The organism is Streptomyces sp. NBC_00353 (assembly GCF_036108815.1).
In the GTDB taxonomy this organism is placed as follows: domain Bacteria; phylum Actinomycetota; class Actinomycetes; order Streptomycetales; family Streptomycetaceae; genus Streptomyces.
Window position 1 is genome coordinate 3384786 of the sequence record NZ_CP107985.1, and the last position, 18814, is coordinate 3403599.

The 18814-nt window shown below is 69.9% G+C and carries 15 protein-coding genes; 4 read left to right on the plus strand and 11 right to left on the minus strand.

The window, feature by feature from the left end:
* Positions 1–4 precede the first annotated feature (4 nt).
* Entirely contained in the window at positions 5–1393 is a 1389-nt protein-coding gene (locus OHA88_RS15390) for a diaminobutyrate--2-oxoglutarate transaminase family protein (RefSeq protein WP_326606105.1), read from the minus strand.
* A 352-nt stretch (positions 1394–1745) separates the two neighbouring features.
* Here OHA88_RS15390 and OHA88_RS15395 point away from each other — a divergent pair, with 352 nt between their 5' ends.
* Both OHA88_RS15395 and OHA88_RS15400 read left to right on the plus strand, forming a co-directional pair.
* Entirely contained in the window at positions 1746–2969 is a 1224-nt protein-coding gene (locus OHA88_RS15395) for a trypsin-like serine peptidase (RefSeq protein ID WP_328625963.1), read from the plus strand.
* 260 nt (positions 2970–3229) lie between these two features.
* Complete coding sequence (locus OHA88_RS15400; protein ID WP_328625964.1) at positions 3230–4402, plus strand: trypsin-like serine peptidase; 1173 nt, start codon at positions 3230–3232, stop codon at positions 4400–4402.
* Positions 4403–4480: 78 nt separating this feature from the next.
* Here the strand turns inward: OHA88_RS15400 and hflX are convergent, their stop codons facing one another.
* The 6 genes from hflX to miaA all read right to left on the minus strand — a co-directional run bounded on the left by hflX (position 4481) and on the right by miaA (position 12489).
* Positions 4481–6001, minus strand: a complete 1521-nt coding sequence (gene hflX / locus OHA88_RS15405) for a GTPase HflX (RefSeq protein WP_267001009.1) — start codon at positions 5999–6001, stop codon at positions 4481–4483.
* A gap of 144 nt (positions 6002–6145) precedes the next feature.
* Positions 6146–7597, minus strand: a complete 1452-nt coding sequence (locus OHA88_RS15410; RefSeq protein WP_328625965.1) for a M1 family metallopeptidase — start codon at positions 7595–7597, stop codon at positions 6146–6148.
* A 102-nt stretch (positions 7598–7699) separates the two neighbouring features.
* Positions 7700–9865 (minus strand): RelA/SpoT family protein, encoded by a 2166-nt coding sequence (locus tag OHA88_RS15415; RefSeq protein WP_328625966.1) that lies wholly within the window; start codon positions 9863–9865, stop codon positions 7700–7702.
* A 142-nt stretch (positions 9866–10007) separates the two neighbouring features.
* Positions 10008–10880, minus strand: a complete 873-nt coding sequence (gene dapF, locus OHA88_RS15420) for a diaminopimelate epimerase (protein ID WP_328625967.1) — start codon at positions 10878–10880, stop codon at positions 10008–10010.
* Positions 10881–11005: 125 nt separating this feature from the next.
* Positions 11006–11443 carry a hypothetical protein gene (locus tag OHA88_RS15425; protein WP_093777337.1) on the minus strand — a complete coding sequence of 146 codons (438 nt, stop codon included), beginning with the start codon at positions 11441–11443 and terminating at the stop codon, positions 11006–11008.
* A gap of 107 nt (positions 11444–11550) precedes the next feature.
* Positions 11551–12489, minus strand: a complete 939-nt coding sequence (gene miaA, locus OHA88_RS15430) for a tRNA (adenosine(37)-N6)-dimethylallyltransferase MiaA (protein WP_328625968.1) — start codon at positions 12487–12489, stop codon at positions 11551–11553.
* Between the two features lie 288 nt (positions 12490–12777).
* Here miaA and OHA88_RS15435 point away from each other — a divergent pair, with 288 nt between their 5' ends.
* Positions 12778–13005 carry an antitoxin gene (locus OHA88_RS15435; RefSeq protein WP_267001019.1) on the plus strand — a complete coding sequence of 76 codons (228 nt, stop codon included), beginning with the start codon at positions 12778–12780 and terminating at the stop codon, positions 13003–13005.
* Between the two features lie 98 nt (positions 13006–13103).
* Here OHA88_RS15435 and OHA88_RS15440 read toward each other — a convergent pair whose 3' ends face one another.
* Positions 13104–13823, minus strand: coding sequence for a class III extradiol dioxygenase subunit B-like domain-containing protein (locus tag OHA88_RS15440; RefSeq protein ID WP_328625969.1), 720 nt, complete (start codon positions 13821–13823; stop codon positions 13104–13106).
* A 123-nt stretch (positions 13824–13946) separates the two neighbouring features.
* The gene (miaB, locus tag OHA88_RS15445; RefSeq protein WP_326626700.1) at positions 13947–15449 is read right to left on the minus strand and encodes a tRNA (N6-isopentenyl adenosine(37)-C2)-methylthiotransferase MiaB; all 1503 of its coding nucleotides are present in this window, start codon (positions 15447–15449) and stop codon (positions 13947–13949) included.
* A gap of 98 nt (positions 15450–15547) precedes the next feature.
* On the opposite strand from miaB, the gene OHA88_RS15450 reads away from it, so the two are divergent.
* Positions 15548–16546 carry a TAXI family TRAP transporter solute-binding subunit gene (locus tag OHA88_RS15450; RefSeq protein ID WP_328625970.1) on the plus strand — a complete coding sequence of 333 codons (999 nt, stop codon included), beginning with the start codon at positions 15548–15550 and terminating at the stop codon, positions 16544–16546.
* 134 nt (positions 16547–16680) lie between these two features.
* Here OHA88_RS15450 and OHA88_RS15455 read toward each other — a convergent pair whose 3' ends face one another.
* Positions 16681–18075: a sensor histidine kinase gene (locus OHA88_RS15455; protein WP_328625971.1), complete on the minus strand. Its 1395-nt coding sequence runs from the start codon at positions 18073–18075 to the stop codon at positions 16681–16683.
* A gap of 15 nt (positions 18076–18090) precedes the next feature.
* A complete protein-coding gene (locus OHA88_RS15460; protein WP_328625972.1) occupies positions 18091–18783 on the minus strand; it encodes a response regulator transcription factor in 693 nt (230 codons plus the stop codon).
* Between the last annotated feature and the right edge of the window lie 31 nt (positions 18784–18814).

The window sequence follows — 18814 nt, forward strand, 5'->3', positions numbered from 1 at the left end:
GGGGTCAGCGAGCCGACCCGGTCATGGTTCGGCGGTTCGACGAACGCTCGGCTGCTGCCAGGGCATCGGCGAGGCGGTCGAGGACCGCGGTTGCCTGTTCGTCGGTGAGCGTCAAGGGAGGGAGCAGGCGTACGACGGCGGAGTGGCGTCCGCCGAGTTCGACGATGAGACCGCGGCGCAGGCATTCCTGCTGCACTGCGGAGGCGAGGACCGGGTCGGGCGGTGCCTCGGGGCCGCCGGTACCCCCGGTGGGCATCTCTGCCTCGGGGTCGACGAGCTCCACTCCGATCATCAGGCCCCGTCCACGGACGTCTCCGATGCACGGGTGGTCGATGGCCAGTGCCTGGAGGCGGGCGAGCATGCGGGCGCCCAGCGTCGCGGCGCGCTCGGCGAGCCCGTTCTCGCGAACGTAGGTGAGGGTGGCCGTACCGGCGGCCATCGCGAGTTGGTTGCCTCGGAAGGTGCCTGCGTGGGCGCCTGGCTGCCAGGTGTCGAGTTCGGAGCGGTAGACGATCACCGCGAGCGGGAGGGAGCCGCCGATGGCCTTGGACAGCACCATCACGTCGGGGATGATCCCGCTGTGCTGGACTGCCCAGAAGGCGCCGGTCCGGCCGACGCCCGTCTGCACCTCGTCGGCGATGAGAGGGATGGACCGGGCTGCGGTGATCTCGCGCATCCGGCGCATCCAGCCGTCGGGGGCGGGGTTCACGCCGCCCTCGCCCTGTACCGGTTCGAGGATCATTCCGGCCGGCGCCGGCGCACCGCCCTTGGGATCGTCCAGGAGACTCTCGGTCCACCGCGCGGCGACCTCGGCCCCCCGCTCTCCGCCGATGCCGAAGGGGCAGCGGTAGTCCTGCGGAAAAGGAAGCCGGGTGACCCGGACGTCCTCGGCGCCGCCCGAGGCCGCGAGGGCTCCCGCCGTCATCCCGTGGTAGGCACCGGTGAAGGCCAGAAGCCCGCTGCGCCCGGTCGCGGCACGGACCAGTTTGAAGGCCGCTTCGACCGCGTCCGTACCGGCCGGCCCGCAGAACTGGATCCGGGCGTTGTCGGCGAACTCCGGTGGGAGTGTGGCGAACAGTTCCGTGGTGAAGGCGTCCTTGACCGGGGTTGCCAGGTCGAGGACGTGCAGGGGCGCACCCGAGTCGATGACGTTCTTGATCGCTTCCAGAACGACCGGATGGTTGTGCCCGAGGGCCAGCGTGCCCGCTCCGGAGAGACAGTCGAGATAGCGTCGTCCGTCCGCGCCTTCGATGGTCAGCCCGCGGGCCCGTACCGGCACGATCGGCAGTGACCGCGCATAGGTACGGGCGGCCGACTCACGCAGCGACTGTCGGCGCAGGATCCCCTCGTGCACCGAGGGTGGTGCCAACGGTGCAGGTTCGGTCACGGCCACGGCTGTTGGTCCTCCCGCTGTAACAGTTGCGTTGCACGTCAGTACGTTTCCGCAAGGACGGACTGCTGAGCTGAACGCTGTCCGCAAGCCCCGCGTACGTACCAACGACGCCGGACGCAGGGGATCACGGGTAAATCGGAAGATCCTGGCGGAGACGGAACCGTGGCCCTGCCGCGTTCCGTCCCCACCGGCACCGGCATAGTGGGGGACCGTGCCGAGGCTTCGGGCAACTTCTCGGAGTCCCCGGCGCGTTGGCAGCGATGCGTTCGGAGCAGTGTCCGAGTCAGCGCCTCAGCGCAGTCCGAGTGCAGTACAGAAGTGTTGAGTTACGAAGTCCCAGGGGGATCACCACATGCGACTCATTCGACCAGTTCTCACGGCACGTCAGGGGTGGATAGCACGTCGCGCGCCCTCCTCCCTGCTCGCCGTGGCCGCGGCCACGGCCGTTCTCGCACTCACCGCCACCGCCTGCGGGCCGAGCGAGGAGAAGGCGGGTACCGAGCCCAGCAGTTCCGCCGACCGGTCCTCCGACGACAAGATCGCCATCCCGGACGATCTGAAGGACCGGCTCAAGGAGCACGGGATCGACCTCGACCAGTGGAGGAACGGCGAGTGGAAGAACTGGGACAAGGACAAGTGGCTGCGTGAGGCCAAGGACTTCGTCAACCCGATCATCGAGGACCTCTGGGACCCGGAGCGCATGCGGGATGCCGACAAGGCGCCCGAGCAGCCGGTCGACAACGACATCTCGGGCGACGCCGGTGTGACGGATCCGACGCCGGCACCGGTGCGGGCCACGAATGCGCAGACTCCGTACCACGACAGCGCCGCGGAGTCCGGGAAGCTCTTCTTCGACGGCCCCGAGGGCTCCATGGTCTGCTCCGCGACCGTGGTGAAGGACCCTGCGCACCCCGGGAAGTCCAACATGGTGTGGACGGCCGGGCACTGTGTGCACGCGGGCAAGAAGGGCGGCTGGTACCGCAACATCGCCTTCGTGCCGTCCTACAACAACAGCGGCCTGTCGATCGCCGAGCTGCAGAACGCGCCCAAGGAGCAGATCGCCCCCTACGGCGTGTGGTGGGGCCAGTGGGCGCAGACCTCCGATCAGTGGATCGCCGACGGCGGCCCGACCGGCGGCCAGGGCGCTCCGTACGACTTCGCGGTGCTGCATGTCGCCCCGGAGAAGGGGGCGACCGGAAAGTCCCTGGAGGAGACGGTCGGTGCGGCGCTGCCCGTCGATTTCAACGCTCCGGCCGTGCCCAGGATCGACAGCATGACGGCAACCGGCTTCCCGGCCGCGCCGCCGTACGACGGTCAGAAGCTGCTGCAGTGCAAGGACAAGCCGGGCCGGCTCTCTCTCACGAAGGAGGACCCGACGATGTACCGCGTCGGGTGCACCATGACCGGCGGCTCCTCCGGTGGCGGCTGGGTCGCGGCAGGCCAGGACGGCAAGCCCGCCCTCGTATCGAACACGTCCATCGGCCCGGTGACGGCCGGTTGGCTTGCCGGGCCGCGCCTCGGCAAGGAAGCGAAGGGCGTCTACGACGCGGTCAGCAGGAAATACGCCGGACAGTGACCCGTACGAACTGGCGCCCGCTGACTTGTGGGTGACGGTCGCCCAGGGGCCCTCGGCGCGACAACAGTCCGCCGGAGGCCCCTGTGGACCGGGCGATCGTCCGGCCCGCAGGGGACCCAGGCATCCGGTACCCCGGTGGCAAAAGCCGTACCCCGGAAGGTCATAGGGTGTCCCTGCACATTCGGTGGTCGCGGATCCGACCACCCCTTCGCATGACAAGTTCATGGCAATTCTCGGAGATTTCAGGGGGAATCTTTTCCATGCGATCCATACGTCCGCTGCTCGCCGCGACCGGCCTCGTCGCCGCGCTCGCGCTGTCGGCCACAGCCTGTGGTCCAAGCGAGGACGAGGCTGCCGACAAGCCGGCCGCCGCCGAATCCGCCAGTGGCAACGACGGCAGCGGCGGCATCCCCGCCGATCTGGCCGAGACGCTGAAGAAGCACGGCGTCGACCCGGAGAAGTGGAAGAACGGCGAGTGGAAGAACTGGGACAAGGACAAGTGGCTGCGTGAGGCCAAGGACTTCGTCAACCCGGTGATCGACGGGCTGTGGAAGCCCGAGCGGATGAAGTCCGCCAAGGACCCGGCGAAGACGATGGCGGCCGGTGACCTCTCCGGCGACCAGGGCGTCACCGACCCGGAGCCCGCACCGGTCAAGGCGCGGCCCGAGGACCTTCCCTACCACGACCACGCGGCCCCGGTCGGCAAGGTGTTCTTCGACTCCCCCGAGGGCTCCATGGTCTGCTCGGGCACCGTCGTCAAGGACCCGAAGAACCCGGGCAGGTCCAACCTGGTGTGGACGGCCGGACACTGTGTCCACGCCGGCGCCAAGGGCGGCTGGTACCGCAACATCGTCTTCGTGCCCGCGTACAACGACAAGGGCAAGTCCGCCGCCGCACTGGAGAACGCCCGGCCGGAGGAGATCGCCCCGTACGGCGCGTTCTGGGCCGACTGGGCCACGTCCTCCGGTGAGTGGATCACCCGTGGCGGTCCCACCGGCGGTGAGGGTGCTCCGTACGACTACGCGGTGCTGCACGTGAAGCCGGAGAACGGCACGAAGTCCCTGGAGGAGACCGTGGGCAACGCCCTGCCGGTCAACTTCGACGCTCCCGAGATCTCGCAGATCAGCGCCATGGGCGCCTGGGGCTACCCGGCCGCTGCCCCGTTCGACGGTCTGATCATGCACAAGTGCGTCGACCGTCCCGGCCGGCTCTCCATCAGCCCCAGCACCCCGACGATGTACCGCATCGGCTGCACCATGACAGGCGGTTCCTCCGGCGGCGGCTGGTTCAGCGAGGGTGCCGACGGCAAGCTGGCTCTGGTGTCCAACACCTCCATCGGCCCGGTGACTTCGGGCTGGCTCGCAGGACCCCACCTGGGTCGGGGCGCGCAGGAGATCTTCACGATGATGAGCGACAAGTTCGCCGGTCAGTAGCAAGAGCCCCGTTCATGCCCGAAGGCCCGCTCCCTCATCGCGAGGGAGCGGGCCTTCGGTCCGTACGGTGTCGTGCTGTCAGTGCGCCGCAAGCGCGAACGATGCGAGGTCCGCGGCCAGTTGCTCATGCACCCGCGCCTTGAGCAGCGTGCCCTCCGAGGTGTGCTCCTCGGAGATCACTTCGCCGTCGGCGTGCACCCGGGAGACAAGTCCACCGTGGGTGTACGGCACGAGCGCCTCGATCTCGACCGACGGCCGCGGCAGTTCGGTGTCGATGAGCGCGAGCAGCTCCGCCATGCCGGCACCGGTGCGCGCCGAGACGGCGATGGCACGCTTCTCGATCCGCAGCAGGCGCTGCAGGACCAGCGGGTCGGCCGCATCAGCCTTGTTGATCACCACGATCTCGGGAACGTCCAGCGCACCCACATCGCGGATCACTTCGCGCACCGCGGCGAGCTGCTCCTCCGGCACCGGGTGGGAGCCGTCCACCACATGCAGGATCAGGTCGGATTCGCCGACCTCCTCCATGGTGGAGCGGAACGCCTCGACGAGGTGGTGCGGCAGATGCCGTACGAACCCGACCGTGTCGGCCAGGGTGTAGGTCCGGCCGGTCGGCGTCTCGGCCCGGCGGACGGTCGGGTCCAGCGTGGCGAACAGTGCATTCTCCACAAGGACGCCCGCACCGGTCAGCCGGTTGAGCAGCGAGGACTTGCCCGCGTTGGTGTAGCCGGCGATCGCGACCGAGGGCACCTTGTTGCGCTTGCGCTCCTGCCGCTTGATCTCGCGGCCGGTCTTCATCTCCGCGATCTCCCGGCGCATCTTCGCCATCTTCTCGCGGATCCGACGCCGGTCCGTCTCGATCTTGGTCTCACCGGGACCACGGGTCGCCATGCCGCCACCACCGCTGGACCCGCCACCGCCCATCTGCCGGGAGAGCGACTGACCCCAACCGCGCAGTCGCGGCAGCATGTACTGCATCTGTGCGAGCGAGACCTGCGCCTTGCCCTCTCGGGACTTGGCGTGCTGGGCGAAGATGTCGAGGATCAGAGCGGTCCGGTCGACCACCTTGACCTTGACGACGTCCTCGAGATGGATCAGCTGGCCGGGGCTGAGCTCACCGTCGCAGACGACGGTGTCGGCCCCTGATTCGAGGACGATGTCACGCAGCTCCAGCGCCTTGCCGGAGCCGATGTACGTAGCCGGGTCGGGCTTGTCGCGGCGCTGGAAGACGGCGTCGAGCACCTGGGCGCCCGCCGTCTCCGCAAGCGCGGCAAGCTCCGCGAGCGAATTCTCCGCGTCCTGCACGGTCCCCGTGGTCCAGACGCCGACCAGCACCACGCGCTCCAGGCGCAGCTGTCGGTACTCGACCTCGGTGACGTCCTCGAGCTCGGTGGAGAGGCCCGCCACACGGCGCAGCGCGGCACGCTCGGAACGGTCGAGCTGCTCGCCGTCCCGCTCTCCGTCGATCTCATGGCTCCAGGCGACGTCCTCTTCCATCAGGGCGTCGGCCCGAAGGCTCTCGGTGAGGCTCTCGGTGACGTTCTCCGTGGCGCTCTGCGCATTCTGCGCGTCCTGGGGAAGGGAAGAAGAGGAGGTCATTGGATCCTTACGTCGATAGAAGTCCGTTACGTCAGTCACAACGTGTGACCTTCCTGGATGATTCCCTCCGGGGAGAATCTCCGGTCCGGCCGCCGCGGCGACCCGTCGATAGTGGCATGGCCCCGCTGGACCCGTCACCCGGGTTTACCCCTGTCCGGTGGGCTGTGTGCTGTGCCAGTCCGGGTGCCCCGGCATCGGCGGGGTCTTCGCCCGGTACAGCCAGCCGTCGAAGAACGCGGTCAGGTCACGCCCGGCGATCTGCGACGCCAGCCGGACGAAGTCCTTCGTGGTCGCGGTGGAATCGCGATGGGTCCTGACCCAACTGCGTTCCAGCTGGTCGAAGGCGGGCTCGCCGATCTCCTGGCGCAGCGCGTAGAGGACCAGTGCGCTGCCGTCGTACACGGCCGGCCGGAAGATGCTGATCTTCTCGCCGGGCGACGGGGCGCCGGGGCGGGCGGGCGGGCCTCCGGCGGCGCGCCAGCTGTCGGACCTGGTGTACGCGTCGCGCATCCGGCGTTCCAGCGACCGCTTGGCGTGTTCCGCGGCGTAGCGGGCCTCGTACCAGCTGGCGTGTCCTTCATTGAGCCAGAGATCGGACCAGGCCTGCGGAGAGACGCTGTTGCCGAACCACTGGTGCGCCAGCTCATGCACCATGATCGAGTCGACGTACCACTCGGGGTAGCTGCCGGTGGTGAACACGGACCGTTCGAAGAGCGTGAGCGTCTGGGTCTCCAGCTCGAAGCCGGTCTTCGTGTCGGCGACCAGCAGTCCGTACGTCTCGAAGGGGTAGCGGCCGACCTGCCGCTCCATCCACTCCAGCTGCCCCGGCGTCTTCTTCAGCCACCGTTCGAGGTCCTTGGCATCGGCGGCCGGCACCACGTCGCGAACCGGCAGCCCGTGGGGGCCGGTCCGCTCAAGGACGGTGGAGCGCCCGATGGAGACCTGGGCCAGCTCGGTGGCCATGGGGTGTGCGGTCCGGTACGTCCAGGTGGTCGAGGAGCCCTGCCGGACCTTGCCTGCGGGCAGGCCGTTGGCGACCACCGTCAGTTCCTCGGGTGCGGTGACCCGGAAGGTGAAGTACGCCTTGTCGGCCGGATGGTCGTTGCTGGGGAAGACCCGGTGCGCGGCGTCGGCCTGGTTGGCCATCGCGAGGCCGTCGGAGGTGCGCAGCCAGCCGCCGCTGTTCTGGTCGCCGCTCGGGTCGCTGGTGTGCCGGACGGTGATGTGCAGCGGCACTCCGGCCGGAAGCCTGCCGGGGGACTCGACGACCAGGTCCTCGTCCGCAGCCGCGAAGTCGGCCCGCAGGCCGTTGATGTCGACCGAACGGACAGAGCCGCGGGCGAAGTCGAGGTTGATCCGGTCGAGCGGTTCGGTGGTCCGCGCGTCGATCGTGGTGACGGCGTCCAGTGGCTTGTTGTTGCCGTGATAGGTGAACCCGATGTCGTACGAGAGGACGTCGTAGCCCGGGTTGCCGAGGTGAGGGAAGAGCGAGTCTCCGATGCCGAGCGGCACGGGTGCGGGCAGGGTGGCGGCAACGAGGGTGGCCGAGGCAGTGGCAAGCAGGGCGGCCCGCAGGCGGCGGGGGATGAACGGCATGGACTACGGCTACCAGCGACGACCGCCGGCTCCGGGTGCGGCGCGCGCCGCGCCACTCGAACGAGGGGCCGGTGCGGCGGCCGGGCGCTGCGAGGCGGTGGCTCAGACGGCGGCGGCCGGGTGCTGGGCACGGCTCACGTCGTACACCCCCGGCACGTCGCGCATCGCGCGCATCAGCGCGGGCAGTCCGGCGGCGTCCGGGAGCTGGAGGGTGTAGGTGTGCCGGACGCGCTGTTCGCTGGGTGGTTCGACGGTGGCGGCGATGATCGCGGCGTCCGCTGTCGCGATGGCCTCGGTGAGATCGGCGAGCAGCCGCGGGCGTCCGAAGGACTCGGCGACGAGAGTGACCCGGCAGGCCGCCGCATCGCCCCAGCCGACCGCGACGGGCGTCCGGCCGGCGGCCTGCATCCGGGCCACCGCGGGACACTCCTGCCGGTGCACGGTGACGGCTCCGCCGCGCACGGTGAATCCGGTGACGGCGTCGGGCGGTACGGGTGTGCAGCAGCCCGCGAGACGTACGGTGGCGTCCGGCCGGCCCACGACGACGGTCGCCGCACGGTCGGCGGACCGGTCGCTTCCGGAAGATGCCGGAGCCATCGGCTGCGGTTCGGGCCTGCGGCCTGCGGGCCGGCTGCCGTAGGAACCCTGGGGGTCCTGCGGGTGGGCGCCGAGCCAACCGGTGATCGCGATCCGTGCGGCAGGCGTACGGGCGTGGTCGAGCCAGTCGGGTGAGGGACCGGACGTCGCGTCCTCGGCCAGCAGCAGCTGCACGGTGTCGCCGTCGCTGAGCACGGTGGAGAGCCTGGCGAGCCGGCCGTTGACCCGGGCTCCGATGCAGCTGTGCGCCTCGTCGCCGTACTGCGCGTAGGCGGCGTCGACGCAGCTGGCCCCGGCGGGGAGGCCGAGTGTGCCGCCGTCGGTGCGGAAGACCGTGATCTCGCGGTCCTCGGCGAGGTCGGCGCGGAGTGTGGTCCAGAAGGTGTCCGGGTCGGGGGCGGACTGCTGCCATGCGAGGAGCCGGGAGAGCCAGCCGGGCCGGGTCGGGTCGGCGCGCTCGCCGTCCGCGGGTTCGGCCGTCTGCGGCGCGGAGGCGCTGTCCGCGGTGTAGGGGTTGCCGAGCGCGATCACGCCCGCTTCGGCGACCTTGTGCATCCGATGCGTACGGATGAGTACTTCGGCGACCGCGCCGCCCGGGCCGACGACAGCGGTGTGCAGCGACTGGTACAGGTTGAACTTGGGGGCCGCGATGAAGTCCTTGAACTCCGAGATCACCGGGGTGAAACAGGTGTGGAGCTCGCCGAGGACGCCGTAGCAGTCGGCGTCCTCGCCGACCAGCACCAGCAGGCGGCCGAAGTCGGTGCCGCGCAGTTCGCCGCGTTTGATCCGGACGCGGTGCACGGAGACGTAATGGCGTGGCCTGATGAGAACTTCGGCGGGAATGCCGGCGTCCCGCAGTACGGCTCTGACGTTCTCGGCGATGGTGGAGAGAGGGTCGTCGGTGGCGGTGGCGCCCGCTTCACCCGAGGCGGCCGATCCTGGTGACGCTGCGGCGATCAGTGCCCGGGTGTGTTCGTACTCCTCGGGGTGGAGGATCGCGAAGACAAGGTCCTCGAGCTCGGTCTTGAGTGCCTGTACCCCGAGCCGTTCGGCGAGCGGGATCAGCACATCTCGGGTGACCTTGGCGATCCTCGCCTGTTTCTCGGGGCGCATCACCCCGAGGGTGCGCATATTGTGCAGCCGGTCGGCGAGCTTGATCGACATCACACGGACGTCGTCCCCGGTGGCGACGAGCATCTTGCGGAACGTCTCGGGCTCGGCCGCCGCACCGTAGTCGACCTTTTCGAGTTTGGTGACGCCGTCGACGAGGTAGCAGACCTCTTCGCCGAACTGCTCCCGCACCTGATCGAGGGTTACCTCGGTGTCCTCGACGGTGTCATGGAGGAGGGACGCGGTGAGCGTCGTCGTCTCGGCACCGAGTTCGGCGAGGATCAGCGTGACCGCGAGCGGGTGCGTGATGTATGGCTCACCGCTCTTGCGCATCTGCCCCCGGTGGGAGGACTCTGCCAGGACGTAGGCCTTGTGCAGAACAGTCAGGTCGGCGTCCGGATGATGGGCCCGGTGGGCATCGGCGACATGGCCGATCGCATCGGGCAGCCGGTCGCGGGAGACGGGTCCGAGCAGGGCGACCCGGCCGAGCCTGCGAAGATCGATCCGGGGACGGCCTCGTCTGCGGACGGGAGCACCTGGGTCGGTGGCCTCTGCGCTCATGGGGGCACCTCCGGCAAACGTCGACCGGCGGTGGGGAGGTGCGGACGCGCCTCCGGGCCGGTGCTTGATGCTACCGACCCCACCACGTGGCGGAGTCCGGCTCTCGCTCAGCGTGAAACGGATCACCCATTCGAGCGAAGCTTTAGCCGGTCACCGTTTCGAGCCACGCCGGATCGATCATGCCTTCGGCGACGATGACAGCCGCCCCGGTCATCTCGATCTCGCCGTCCGGCTGCTCGGTGATCACCAGGGTGCCGCCGGGCAGATCGACCGTGTAGGTGACCGGAGTGCCCGTCTGTGTGGGGTCGACGCCGTCCCTGCGGGCAGCGGCCACGGCCACCGCGCAGGCGCCGGTGCCGCAGGAGCGGGTCTCGCCGGAACCGCGCTCGTGAACCCTCATCGCGACGTGGCGCGGTCCGCGGTCCACGACGAACTCGATGTTGACGCCGTCGGGGTAGACGGCTGCGGGGGTGAACGGCGGCACGGAGCGCAGCTCACCGGCGTGCGCCAGGTCGTCGACGAAGGCGACCGCGTGGGGGTTGCCCATATTGACGTTCCGGGCGTCCCAGCTGCGGCCGTCCACCGTGACGGTGACGCCCGCGCCGGGGAGCAGGGCGCGCCCCATGGAGACCGTGATGTCGCCGCCCTTGGCGATGTGCACCTTCTTCACGCCGCCCCGGGTCGCCACCGCGAGGTCGCCCTCCTCGACAAGCCCGGCGCGTTGCAGATAGTGGGCGAAGACCCGTACACCGTTGCCGCACATCTCGGCGATGGAGCCGTCGGCATTGCGGTAGTCCATGAACCACTCGGCCTCGCCCGCCATGGCTCGCGCCTCGGGGTGCGCGGCAGACCGCACGACGTGCAGCAGCCCGTCACCTCCGATACCGGCCCGGCGGTCGCAGAGCCGGGCGACGACGGATGCGGGCAGGTCGACGGCGTTGTCCGGGTCGGGAACGATCACGAAGTCGTTCTCGGTGCCGTGGCCCTTGAGGAAGGCGATCTGCGAGGTGCTCACAGGGCAACTGTACGAGGCCGCACCGACAGCGGGCGCAGGCGGGCCACGCAGTCACGGGCAGGACGGAGGCAGGACGACAGTGGCGAGAAGGGCCGGCAGGTGAGCCGGCCGCCCCGGGAGCCGCGTCAGCGCAGTCGGGCCACGCGCCACACGGCCAGCGCCACCAGCACCCCGCACACGGCCACGTACAGCGCGATCACGCGCCAGTCGGGGCGCTCACCCATGCCCCTGGCGGGCAGGCCCGGCCAGGTGTGCCCGACCCGGCGGGCGGCCATCATGCCCCAGCCGGCGGCGCAGCAGCTGATCAGCAGTCCCAGCATGGCGACGACCGCACCGCCGTCGCCGAACTCGAAGGCGAGCGGGAAGGCGAACATCAGCGAGCCGACCGCCGCCAGCATGACGATCGGGGCGAGCTGCCAGATCCGCAGACGGCGCGCGGGCCGCAGCTCGACCTCCACCTCGGGGGTCACCTCGAGCTCGTCGGGCCCGTCAGGGCTCAGACGTCCCGCCTCGTGCTGCGTGTCCGGTGCGTCTTGCTCTGTGTCGCGAGGGCCGGCCTCCATCGCCACGCGCCCTCCCAACTCGGACTCCACTGGTCGATCGATGCTCGATGATGGCACGCTCCCGGTCACCGAAATGACGGGCAGGGCTTCCCGATGCCATCACGTGATCAGGCTGTAACCGCTCGTTCGACCAACGCCAGCGCCTCGTGCGGGAGTTCCCGGCGGTGGTCGGCGGCACCATTCAGCCACCGGACACGCGGGTCGCGGCGGAACCAGGAGTCCTGACGGCGCGCGAAGCGTTTGGTGGCGCGTACCGTCTCGGCGCGCGCCTCGTCCTCGGTGCACTCCTGCGCCAGCGCGGCAAGCACCTGCTGATAGCCGAGCGCGCGGGAGGCGGTTCGCCCTTCGCGCAGCCCCTGCGCGTCCAGGGCGCGCACCTCGTCCACGAGCCCGGCCTCCCACATCCGGTCGACCCGGAGGGTGATGCGTTCGTCGAGTTCCGGCCGGGCCACGTCGACCCCGATCTGAACGGCGTCGTAGACCGCTTCGCCACCCGGAAGATTGGCGGTGAAGGGCTTGCCGGTGATCTCGATGACTTCGAGGGCGCGGACGATGCGCCGCCCGTTGCTCGGCAGGATGGCCCGGCCCGCCTCGGGGTCCGCGGCGGCGAGCCGGTCGTGCAGCGCACCGGAGCCGTGCTCCGCCAGTTCCTGCTCCAGCCCGGCGCGTACGCCGGGGTCCGTACCGGGGAACTCCAGGGCGTCGATGGCGCCCTTCACGTACAACCCGGAGCCGCCGACCAGGACGGGGGTGCGGCCCTCGGCGAGCAGCCGGTCGATCTCGAGGCGGGCCAGTCGCTGGTACTCGGCGACGCTGGCGGTCTCGGTGACGTCCCAGATGTCCAGCAGCCGGTGGGGTACGGATCCGCGCTCGGCGAGCGTCAGCTTGGCCGTGCCGATGTCCATCCCCCGGTAGAGCTGCATGGAGTCGGCGTTGACCACTTCGCCACCGAGCTGCTGGGCGAGATATACCCCCAGATCGGACTTTCCGGCTGCGGTGGGACCGACGACGGCAATGACCCGCGGTGCGGGAGATGGACTTCTCACCGCCCCAGTCTCGCAAACCTCCGGACCCCTTCCTGAACCAGCTACGCGCCGGCTTCCCGAGCCGGCTACGTGACGGCGCGAAGCCGGAGGCGTTCGCCTCCCGACGCGCACACGAGCCGCGAGTGGCGCAATGAGGTTCCCGGTCGGCGCGGGATTTCGCCCGCACGGGTAAAATATTGAGCAGATATGGGCGTTATTTCACAGTTCCGTCGGTCGTCCTCCAGAACCGACGAGCGGAGTGGATGCCCGCACTCGGTCCCCCAGCAGAGAAGGTGTCCGATGGGCCTCATGGACAGTCTGAAGGCCAAGCTCAGCCCGGCAAGAGACAAGGTCGGCGATTTCGCGCAGCAGCATGGGGACAAGATCGACCAAGGACTCGACAAGGCTGCTCGGACGGTCGATCAAAAGACCAAGGGCAAGTACACCGACAAGATCGAGTCCGGCACACGAAAGGCCAAAGGTGCGGTCGAACGGCTGTCCCACAAGAGCGAGGGCGGTATGCCGCCCGCTCCCTGACCTCGACGCCCTTACGTCATGTCACACACCTGACGTCCGTGGAGCTGCATCACTTCACGGGCGTCGGGCACGCGACACCGGCTCCGGGTGACGCGCTCTCAGAACCAGGTGGCGACCATGTATCCCACACCGTACGGGGCGTCCTCGTAGAGCAGCCGACCGCTCAGGCCGGCCCCCTCCGCGGCGCCCGCCAGCATCTGCCAGGGCGCCCGGCCCGCCACCTTCAGTTCGTACGCCAGCGACTCGTCCAGCGCGCTCAGCGTGGCGAGATCCGCGGCGCCGAGAGCCCGGGACGCTTCCGTGTCGAACGAAACGGCGCGCTCGTCCAGGTAGCCGGGCGCCTTGAGCGTGCGGCAGGCACTGCCGTCGCCCATGACCAGCAGAGCCACCCGGCCTGCCCTGGCCGCCAGCTCCCGTCCGGCGTTCGCGCAACGCTCGGCTGCGAGCGTCTCCTCCACCCCGAGACCCTCGACCGGGGCGTCGGCCCAGTCCGCCCGGGCAAGCAGCCACGCGCCGACGGCGAGGGACGGTGGAAGCGGACGCTCCGCCGAAGCGCCGGGGTCTCCCCCGAGCCCCAGCCGTACATCGAGGTCGACGCCGAACCCCTTGAAGGAGCCCTGGCTCCCCTCTGGATGCGGACCGCGCCCGTCGACATCCGCGGGCCCGATCACGATCAGCAGGTCGGGGCGGGCCGCGGCGAGCACGCCCAGGGCATCGATGCAGGCGGTTCTCGCGGCGTCGAGCTCGGACGCGGCACCGGCGGCGACCTCGGGTACCAGCAGGGGCGGACAGGGGCAGACAGCTGCGGCGACAAGCATGCTGCGCAGCGTACTGCGTCGACTGTTTCCCCTGGTCATACGGCCTGAGGATTCCTGCCGCCCTGCGGACTACCGTCGCCCGCGAGCTCCTGCAGCCCGCGGATCACCGCCTTCTGCTGCCGGTCAGTCGCACCCGCAGCCGGGAGCCGACGCGGCCGGCAGCGGCGCCGGGGCGCCGATGCCGGGCAGGCCCAGCATCACCCCGGCCGGCTTGGCGGCCTCGGTGGCATTGCGCTTCTCCCACGCGTCCCCGGAACGGGTGCGCCGTACGCTCAGCGGCGCACCCTCGGCGAGCAGGTGGTGCGGGGCGGCGTAGGTGATCTCGACGGTCACCACATCGCCCGGCCGCACGTCCTCGTCCGGCTTGGTGAAGTGGACCAGACGGTTGTCGGGAGCGCGGCCGGAGAGCCGGTGGGTGGCGCCGTCCTTGCGGCCCTCGCCCTCCGCGACCATGACCTCCAGGGTCCGGCCGACCTGCTTCTTGTTCTCGTCCCAGGAGATCTCCTCCTGGAGGGCGGACAGGCGCATGTACCGCTCCTGGACGACCTCCTTCGGGATCTGCCCCTCCATCTCGGCGGCCGGGGTTCCGGGTCGCTTGGAGTACTGGAAGGTGAAGGCGTTCGCGAAGCGTGCCTGGCGGACCGCGTGCATGGTCTGCTCGAAGTCCTCCTCGGTCTCGCCGGGGAAGCCCACGATGATGTCGGTGGAGATGGCGGCGTCCGGCATGGCGGCGCGCACCTTCTCGATGATGCCGAGGAACCGCTCCTGTCGGTACGAGCGGCGCATCGCCTTCAGGATCGTGTCCGAGCCCGACTGCATCGGCATGTGCAGCTGCGGCATCACATTCGGTGTCTCGGCCATCGCCGCGATCACGTCGTCCGTGAAGTCGCGGGGGTGCGGCGAGGTGAAGCGGACCCGCTCCAGTCCCTCGATCTTCCCGCAGGCCCGCAGCAGCTTGGAGAAGGCCTCGCGGTCCCCGATGTCGGAGCCGTACGCATTCACGTTCTGTCCGAGCAGGGTGATCTCGGAGACACCCTCGGCGACCAGCGCCTCGATCTCGGCCAGGATGTCACCGGTGCGGCGGTCCTTCTCCTTGCCGCGCAGCGCCGGGACGATGCAGAAGGTGCAGGTGTTGTTGCAGCCGACGGAGATGGAGACCCACGCCGCGTAGGCGGACTCGCGGCGGGTGGGGAGGGTGGAGGGGAACGCCTCCAGGGACTCGGCGATCTCGATCTGCGCCTCCTCCTGGATACGGGCGCGCTCCAGGAGCACCGGCAGCTTGCCGATGTTGTGCGTGCCGAAGACGACGTCGACCCACGGGGCCCGCTGGACGATCGTGTCGCGGTCCTTCTGCGCGAGACAGCCGCCGACCGCGATCTGCATCCCGGGCCGCTTCGTCTTCATCGGGGCGAGCCGGCCGAGATTGCCGTAGAGCTTGTTGTCGGCGTTCTCCCGCACCGCGCAGGTGTTGAAGACAACGACATCGGCGTCACCGTCGGCGCCCTCGGGCGCACGTACGTAACCAGCGCCCTCCAGCAGCCCCGACAGCCGCTCGGAGTCGTGGACGTTCATCTGGCACCCGTAGGTGCGCACCTCGTACGTTTTCAAACCCTCTACCTCGCTCATCTCGTCCACCAGGGTACGAGGTCGCACGGCCCTCCCGCCGCCCCCTTCCACAGGCCCGGCTCTGGCCATCGCGCTCAGTGACCTGGCAGGATCGCGCCATGCTCGATGCACTGTCCCGTACCGGCCGGCGGCGAGCCCTCCAGGGGGGCGCCGCGACTGTCGTCGTTCTCGGGCTGCTGCTGTGGTGGGTGCTGCCTCTCGGGGAGCCCACCCCGAGCGGGTCTCTGACCTTCAGCACCGGGGTGCGCAGCGGGGTCTACCAGCGCTACGGCGAGCGGCTCAAGGGAGCGCTCGCCACGGACATGCCAGAGGTGTCGATACGGCTGCAGACCTCGGAGGGCTCCCAGCAGAACATCGAGCGGGTGGCCACGGGGAAGGCCGACTTCACCATCGCCACGGCCGACGCCCTGGCCACGTATCTGCGGGACGACAAGCCGGGTGCCGAACGACTGCGCGGCTGCGTGCGGCTGTACGACGACTACATCCAGCTGGTCGTGCCACGGGACTCCGACGTGGAGCAGGTCTCGGATCTCATGGGCAAGCAGGTCGGTGTGGGGCAGCCGGGTTCGGGCGTGCGGCTGGTCGCCGACCGTCTGATGACGGCTGCGGGTCTTGATCCGACACATGACATCACTCCGGTTCCGGCCGGTATCGACACGATGCCGAAGCGGCTGGAGAACGGCCTTCTCGACGCGTTCTTCTGGTCCGGCGGGCTGCCGACCACCGCGGTGCAGGAGTTGTCGGACCGGTTCGCGATCAGGCTGGTGCCCTTGGAGGACCCGCTGATCAAGCAACTTCAGGCCGGAGGCGGGTCGACCCGCTACTACCGCTCGGCCGTGATGCCTGCCGACGCCTATCGCAACGCGCAGCAGGGGCAGGCCGTGCCGACGGTGGCGGTCGCCAATGTGGTGGTCACCACAGACCGTACGGATGACGCGATGACCGAGGCGTTCACCCGGACCGTGATCGACAGCCGGGACCGCATCGGGCGCGAGGTACACGCGGCGCAGCTGGTGGACCTGCGGACGGCGATCTACACGAATCCGCTGCAGCTGCACGACGGGGCGAGGCGCTACTACCGCTCGGTCAAACCCTGACACAGGGGAGGTGACGTCCCGCGCGCCTCCGCCCGGTCGAGAGCCACTCGGTACGGAGGTGGCGCCCTCGTAACCCCCCGCGCTCTCCGCTCGGCCGCACGAAGGCGGGCCCCGCGCCGGTACCGCGCGCGTCGTCAGCCGTGCGGGCCGTTGCGCGGAACCGTCACCGTCACCCGCAGTCCGTGGGGCTCGTGCGGTGCGTATGTGAGGGAGCCGCCGCCCGCAGCGAGCAGGGCGCGCGAGATGGAGAGCCCGAGGCCGGATCCCCGCACGTTCTGATGCCGGGTGCTGCGCCAGAAACGGTCACCGATCCGCTCCAGTTCCTGGTCGGTGAGGCCCGGTCCGCGGTCGGCGACGACCACCGTGACGTCCTCCCGGCCGGAGGCGACCGTCACACGGACCTCCTCACCGGCCGGGGTGAACTTGCACGCGTTGTCGATGACGGCGTCGAGGGCGCTCGACAGCGCGATGGGGTCCGCCCAGGCGGTCACGGCGGATGCCCCGTCCGCTGTCAGTCGTACACCGTTCTCCTCCGCGAACGGACGCCACGAGGCGACCCGTTCGGCGGTGAGCGCGCCGATGTCCGTGAGCTGGAGATCGGCCGCGGCGTGCTCGGCCAGCGCCAGGTCCAACAGGTCGTCCAGAACCTGACCGAGCCGCTTGCCCTCCGTACGGACGGAGGCGATCTCCTCGTTCCCTTCAGGAAGTTCGAGCGCGAGGAGCTCGATGCGCAGCAGTAGCGCGGCGAGGGGGTTGCGCAGCTGGTGGGAGGCGTCGGCGACGAAGGCGCGCTGCTGCTCCAGCACTTCTTCGACGTTGTCCGCCATCTCGTTGAAAGACCGGGCCAGGCGTCTGAGTTCCGGTGGCCCTCCGGAGGCCACCACCCGGGATCTCATCCGGCCGCTGGCGATGTCGTGCGCCGCCGCGTCCAGGGTCTGCACGGGCAGCAGGACCCAGCCGGTGAGCCGGATCGCGGCACCGACGGCCACCAGCATCGCGACCACTTCGCCGATCGCGATCAGCAGCCAGCCACGTATCGTCCGGGAGCGCATTTCGCTGGTGGGCGAGTCGAGAACCACGACGGCGACCACATCGCCGTCCCGCACGACGGGCGAGGCGACGACGACCCGGCCGCGCTGCCAGGGCCAGACCTGTGGTGGATCGTGGCTGCGGCGCCCGAGGAGCGCCTCGCTGAACGCCTCGCGCCCCTCCCCCTCGACCGGGAGCCGCCAGGTTGCCGGAGCCACCGCCATGGCGCTGCCGTCGCGATAGAAGACGCCGGCCCGGATCCCGTACACCGAGTCGTACGTCTCGAGTTCGTCCTGGAGCGTGCGACGCCGTTCATCGGTGCCGCTGGTCTGTTCCGCGACGAACTGGGCCAGCGCGGCGAAGCGTGCCGTGTCGTCGATGCGATCGATCACGACGCGCTGCTGCTGAGCGGCGGCCACGCTGACGGCCAGCGGGAAGCCGAGGGCGAGCAGCACGCCCGCCATGAGGATGATGAGCAGGGGAAGGAGACGGTTACGCACCTGGGACGTACGCCCTTACGCGGACGGGGCGACGAGCCGGTAGCCGACCCCGCGCACGGTCTCGATCAGTGCGGGCAGCCGCAGTTTGGAACGCAGGGACGCGACGTGCACTTCGAGCGTGCGGCCCGTTCCCTCCCAGCTGGTGCGCCACACCTCGCTGATGATCTGCTCCCGACGGAACACCACACCCGGGCGCTGGGCGAGCAGCGCGAGCAGATCGAACTCCTTGCGGGTGAGCTGGACTTCGGTGCCGTCGACGCTGACCCGGCGGGTCGGGAGCTCGATGTGGACATGGCCGAGCCGCAGGGCGGCGACGGGCGTCGGCACCGGGTCCTCGCCGGCCGACTTGCGCCTGCTGACCGCGTGGATGCGGGCGAGCAGTTCGCCGGTGTCGTACGGCTTGACGACGTAGTCGTCCGCTCCGAGGTTGAGGCCGTGGATCCGCGACCGGACATCGGCCCGCGCGGTGACCATGATCACCGGCGTGGAGGTGCGTTTGCGGATCTTCCCGCACACCTCGTAGCCGTCCTGGTCGGGCAGCCCGAGGTCGAGGAGCACGACCCCGAAGGGTTCCGTGTCCGCAGGCAGAAGGGCCATCAGGGCCTCCTCGCCACTGCGCGCGTGCACGACCTGAAAGCCGTGCCTGGCGAGCACCGCGGACAGGGCGGCCGCCACATGGTTGTCGTCCTCGACGAGCAGGAGTCTCATGGCCCCCCTTCCTCTCCGCGATGCGGCCTCT

Coding starts and splice junctions, on each gene's coding strand:
- OHA88_RS15425 (WP_093777337.1), bottom strand. CDS start 11,443: ATGGAGGCCGGCCCTCGCGACACAGAGCAAGACGCACCGGACACGCAG.
- miaB (WP_326626700.1), bottom strand. CDS start 15,449: ATGAGCGAGGTAGAGGGTTTGAAAACGTACGAGGTGCGCACCTACGGG.
- hflX (WP_267001009.1), bottom strand. CDS start 6,001: ATGACCTCCTCTTCTTCCCTTCCCCAGGACGCGCAGAATGCGCAGAGC.
- OHA88_RS15400 (WP_328625964.1), top strand. CDS start 3,230: ATGCGATCCATACGTCCGCTGCTCGCCGCGACCGGCCTCGTCGCCGCG.
- OHA88_RS15395 (WP_328625963.1), top strand. CDS start 1,746: ATGCGACTCATTCGACCAGTTCTCACGGCACGTCAGGGGTGGATAGCA.
- OHA88_RS15460 (WP_328625972.1), bottom strand. CDS start 18,783: ATGAGACTCCTGCTCGTCGAGGACGACAACCATGTGGCGGCCGCCCTG.
- OHA88_RS15450 (WP_328625970.1), top strand. CDS start 15,548: ATGCTCGATGCACTGTCCCGTACCGGCCGGCGGCGAGCCCTCCAGGGG.
- OHA88_RS15435 (WP_267001019.1), top strand. CDS start 12,778: ATGGACAGTCTGAAGGCCAAGCTCAGCCCGGCAAGAGACAAGGTCGGC.
- OHA88_RS15410 (WP_328625965.1), bottom strand. CDS start 7,597: ATGCCGTTCATCCCCCGCCGCCTGCGGGCCGCCCTGCTTGCCACTGCC.
- OHA88_RS15415 (WP_328625966.1), bottom strand. CDS start 9,865: ATGAGCGCAGAGGCCACCGACCCAGGTGCTCCCGTCCGCAGACGAGGC.
- OHA88_RS15440 (WP_328625969.1), bottom strand. CDS start 13,823: ATGCTTGTCGCCGCAGCTGTCTGCCCCTGTCCGCCCCTGCTGGTACCC.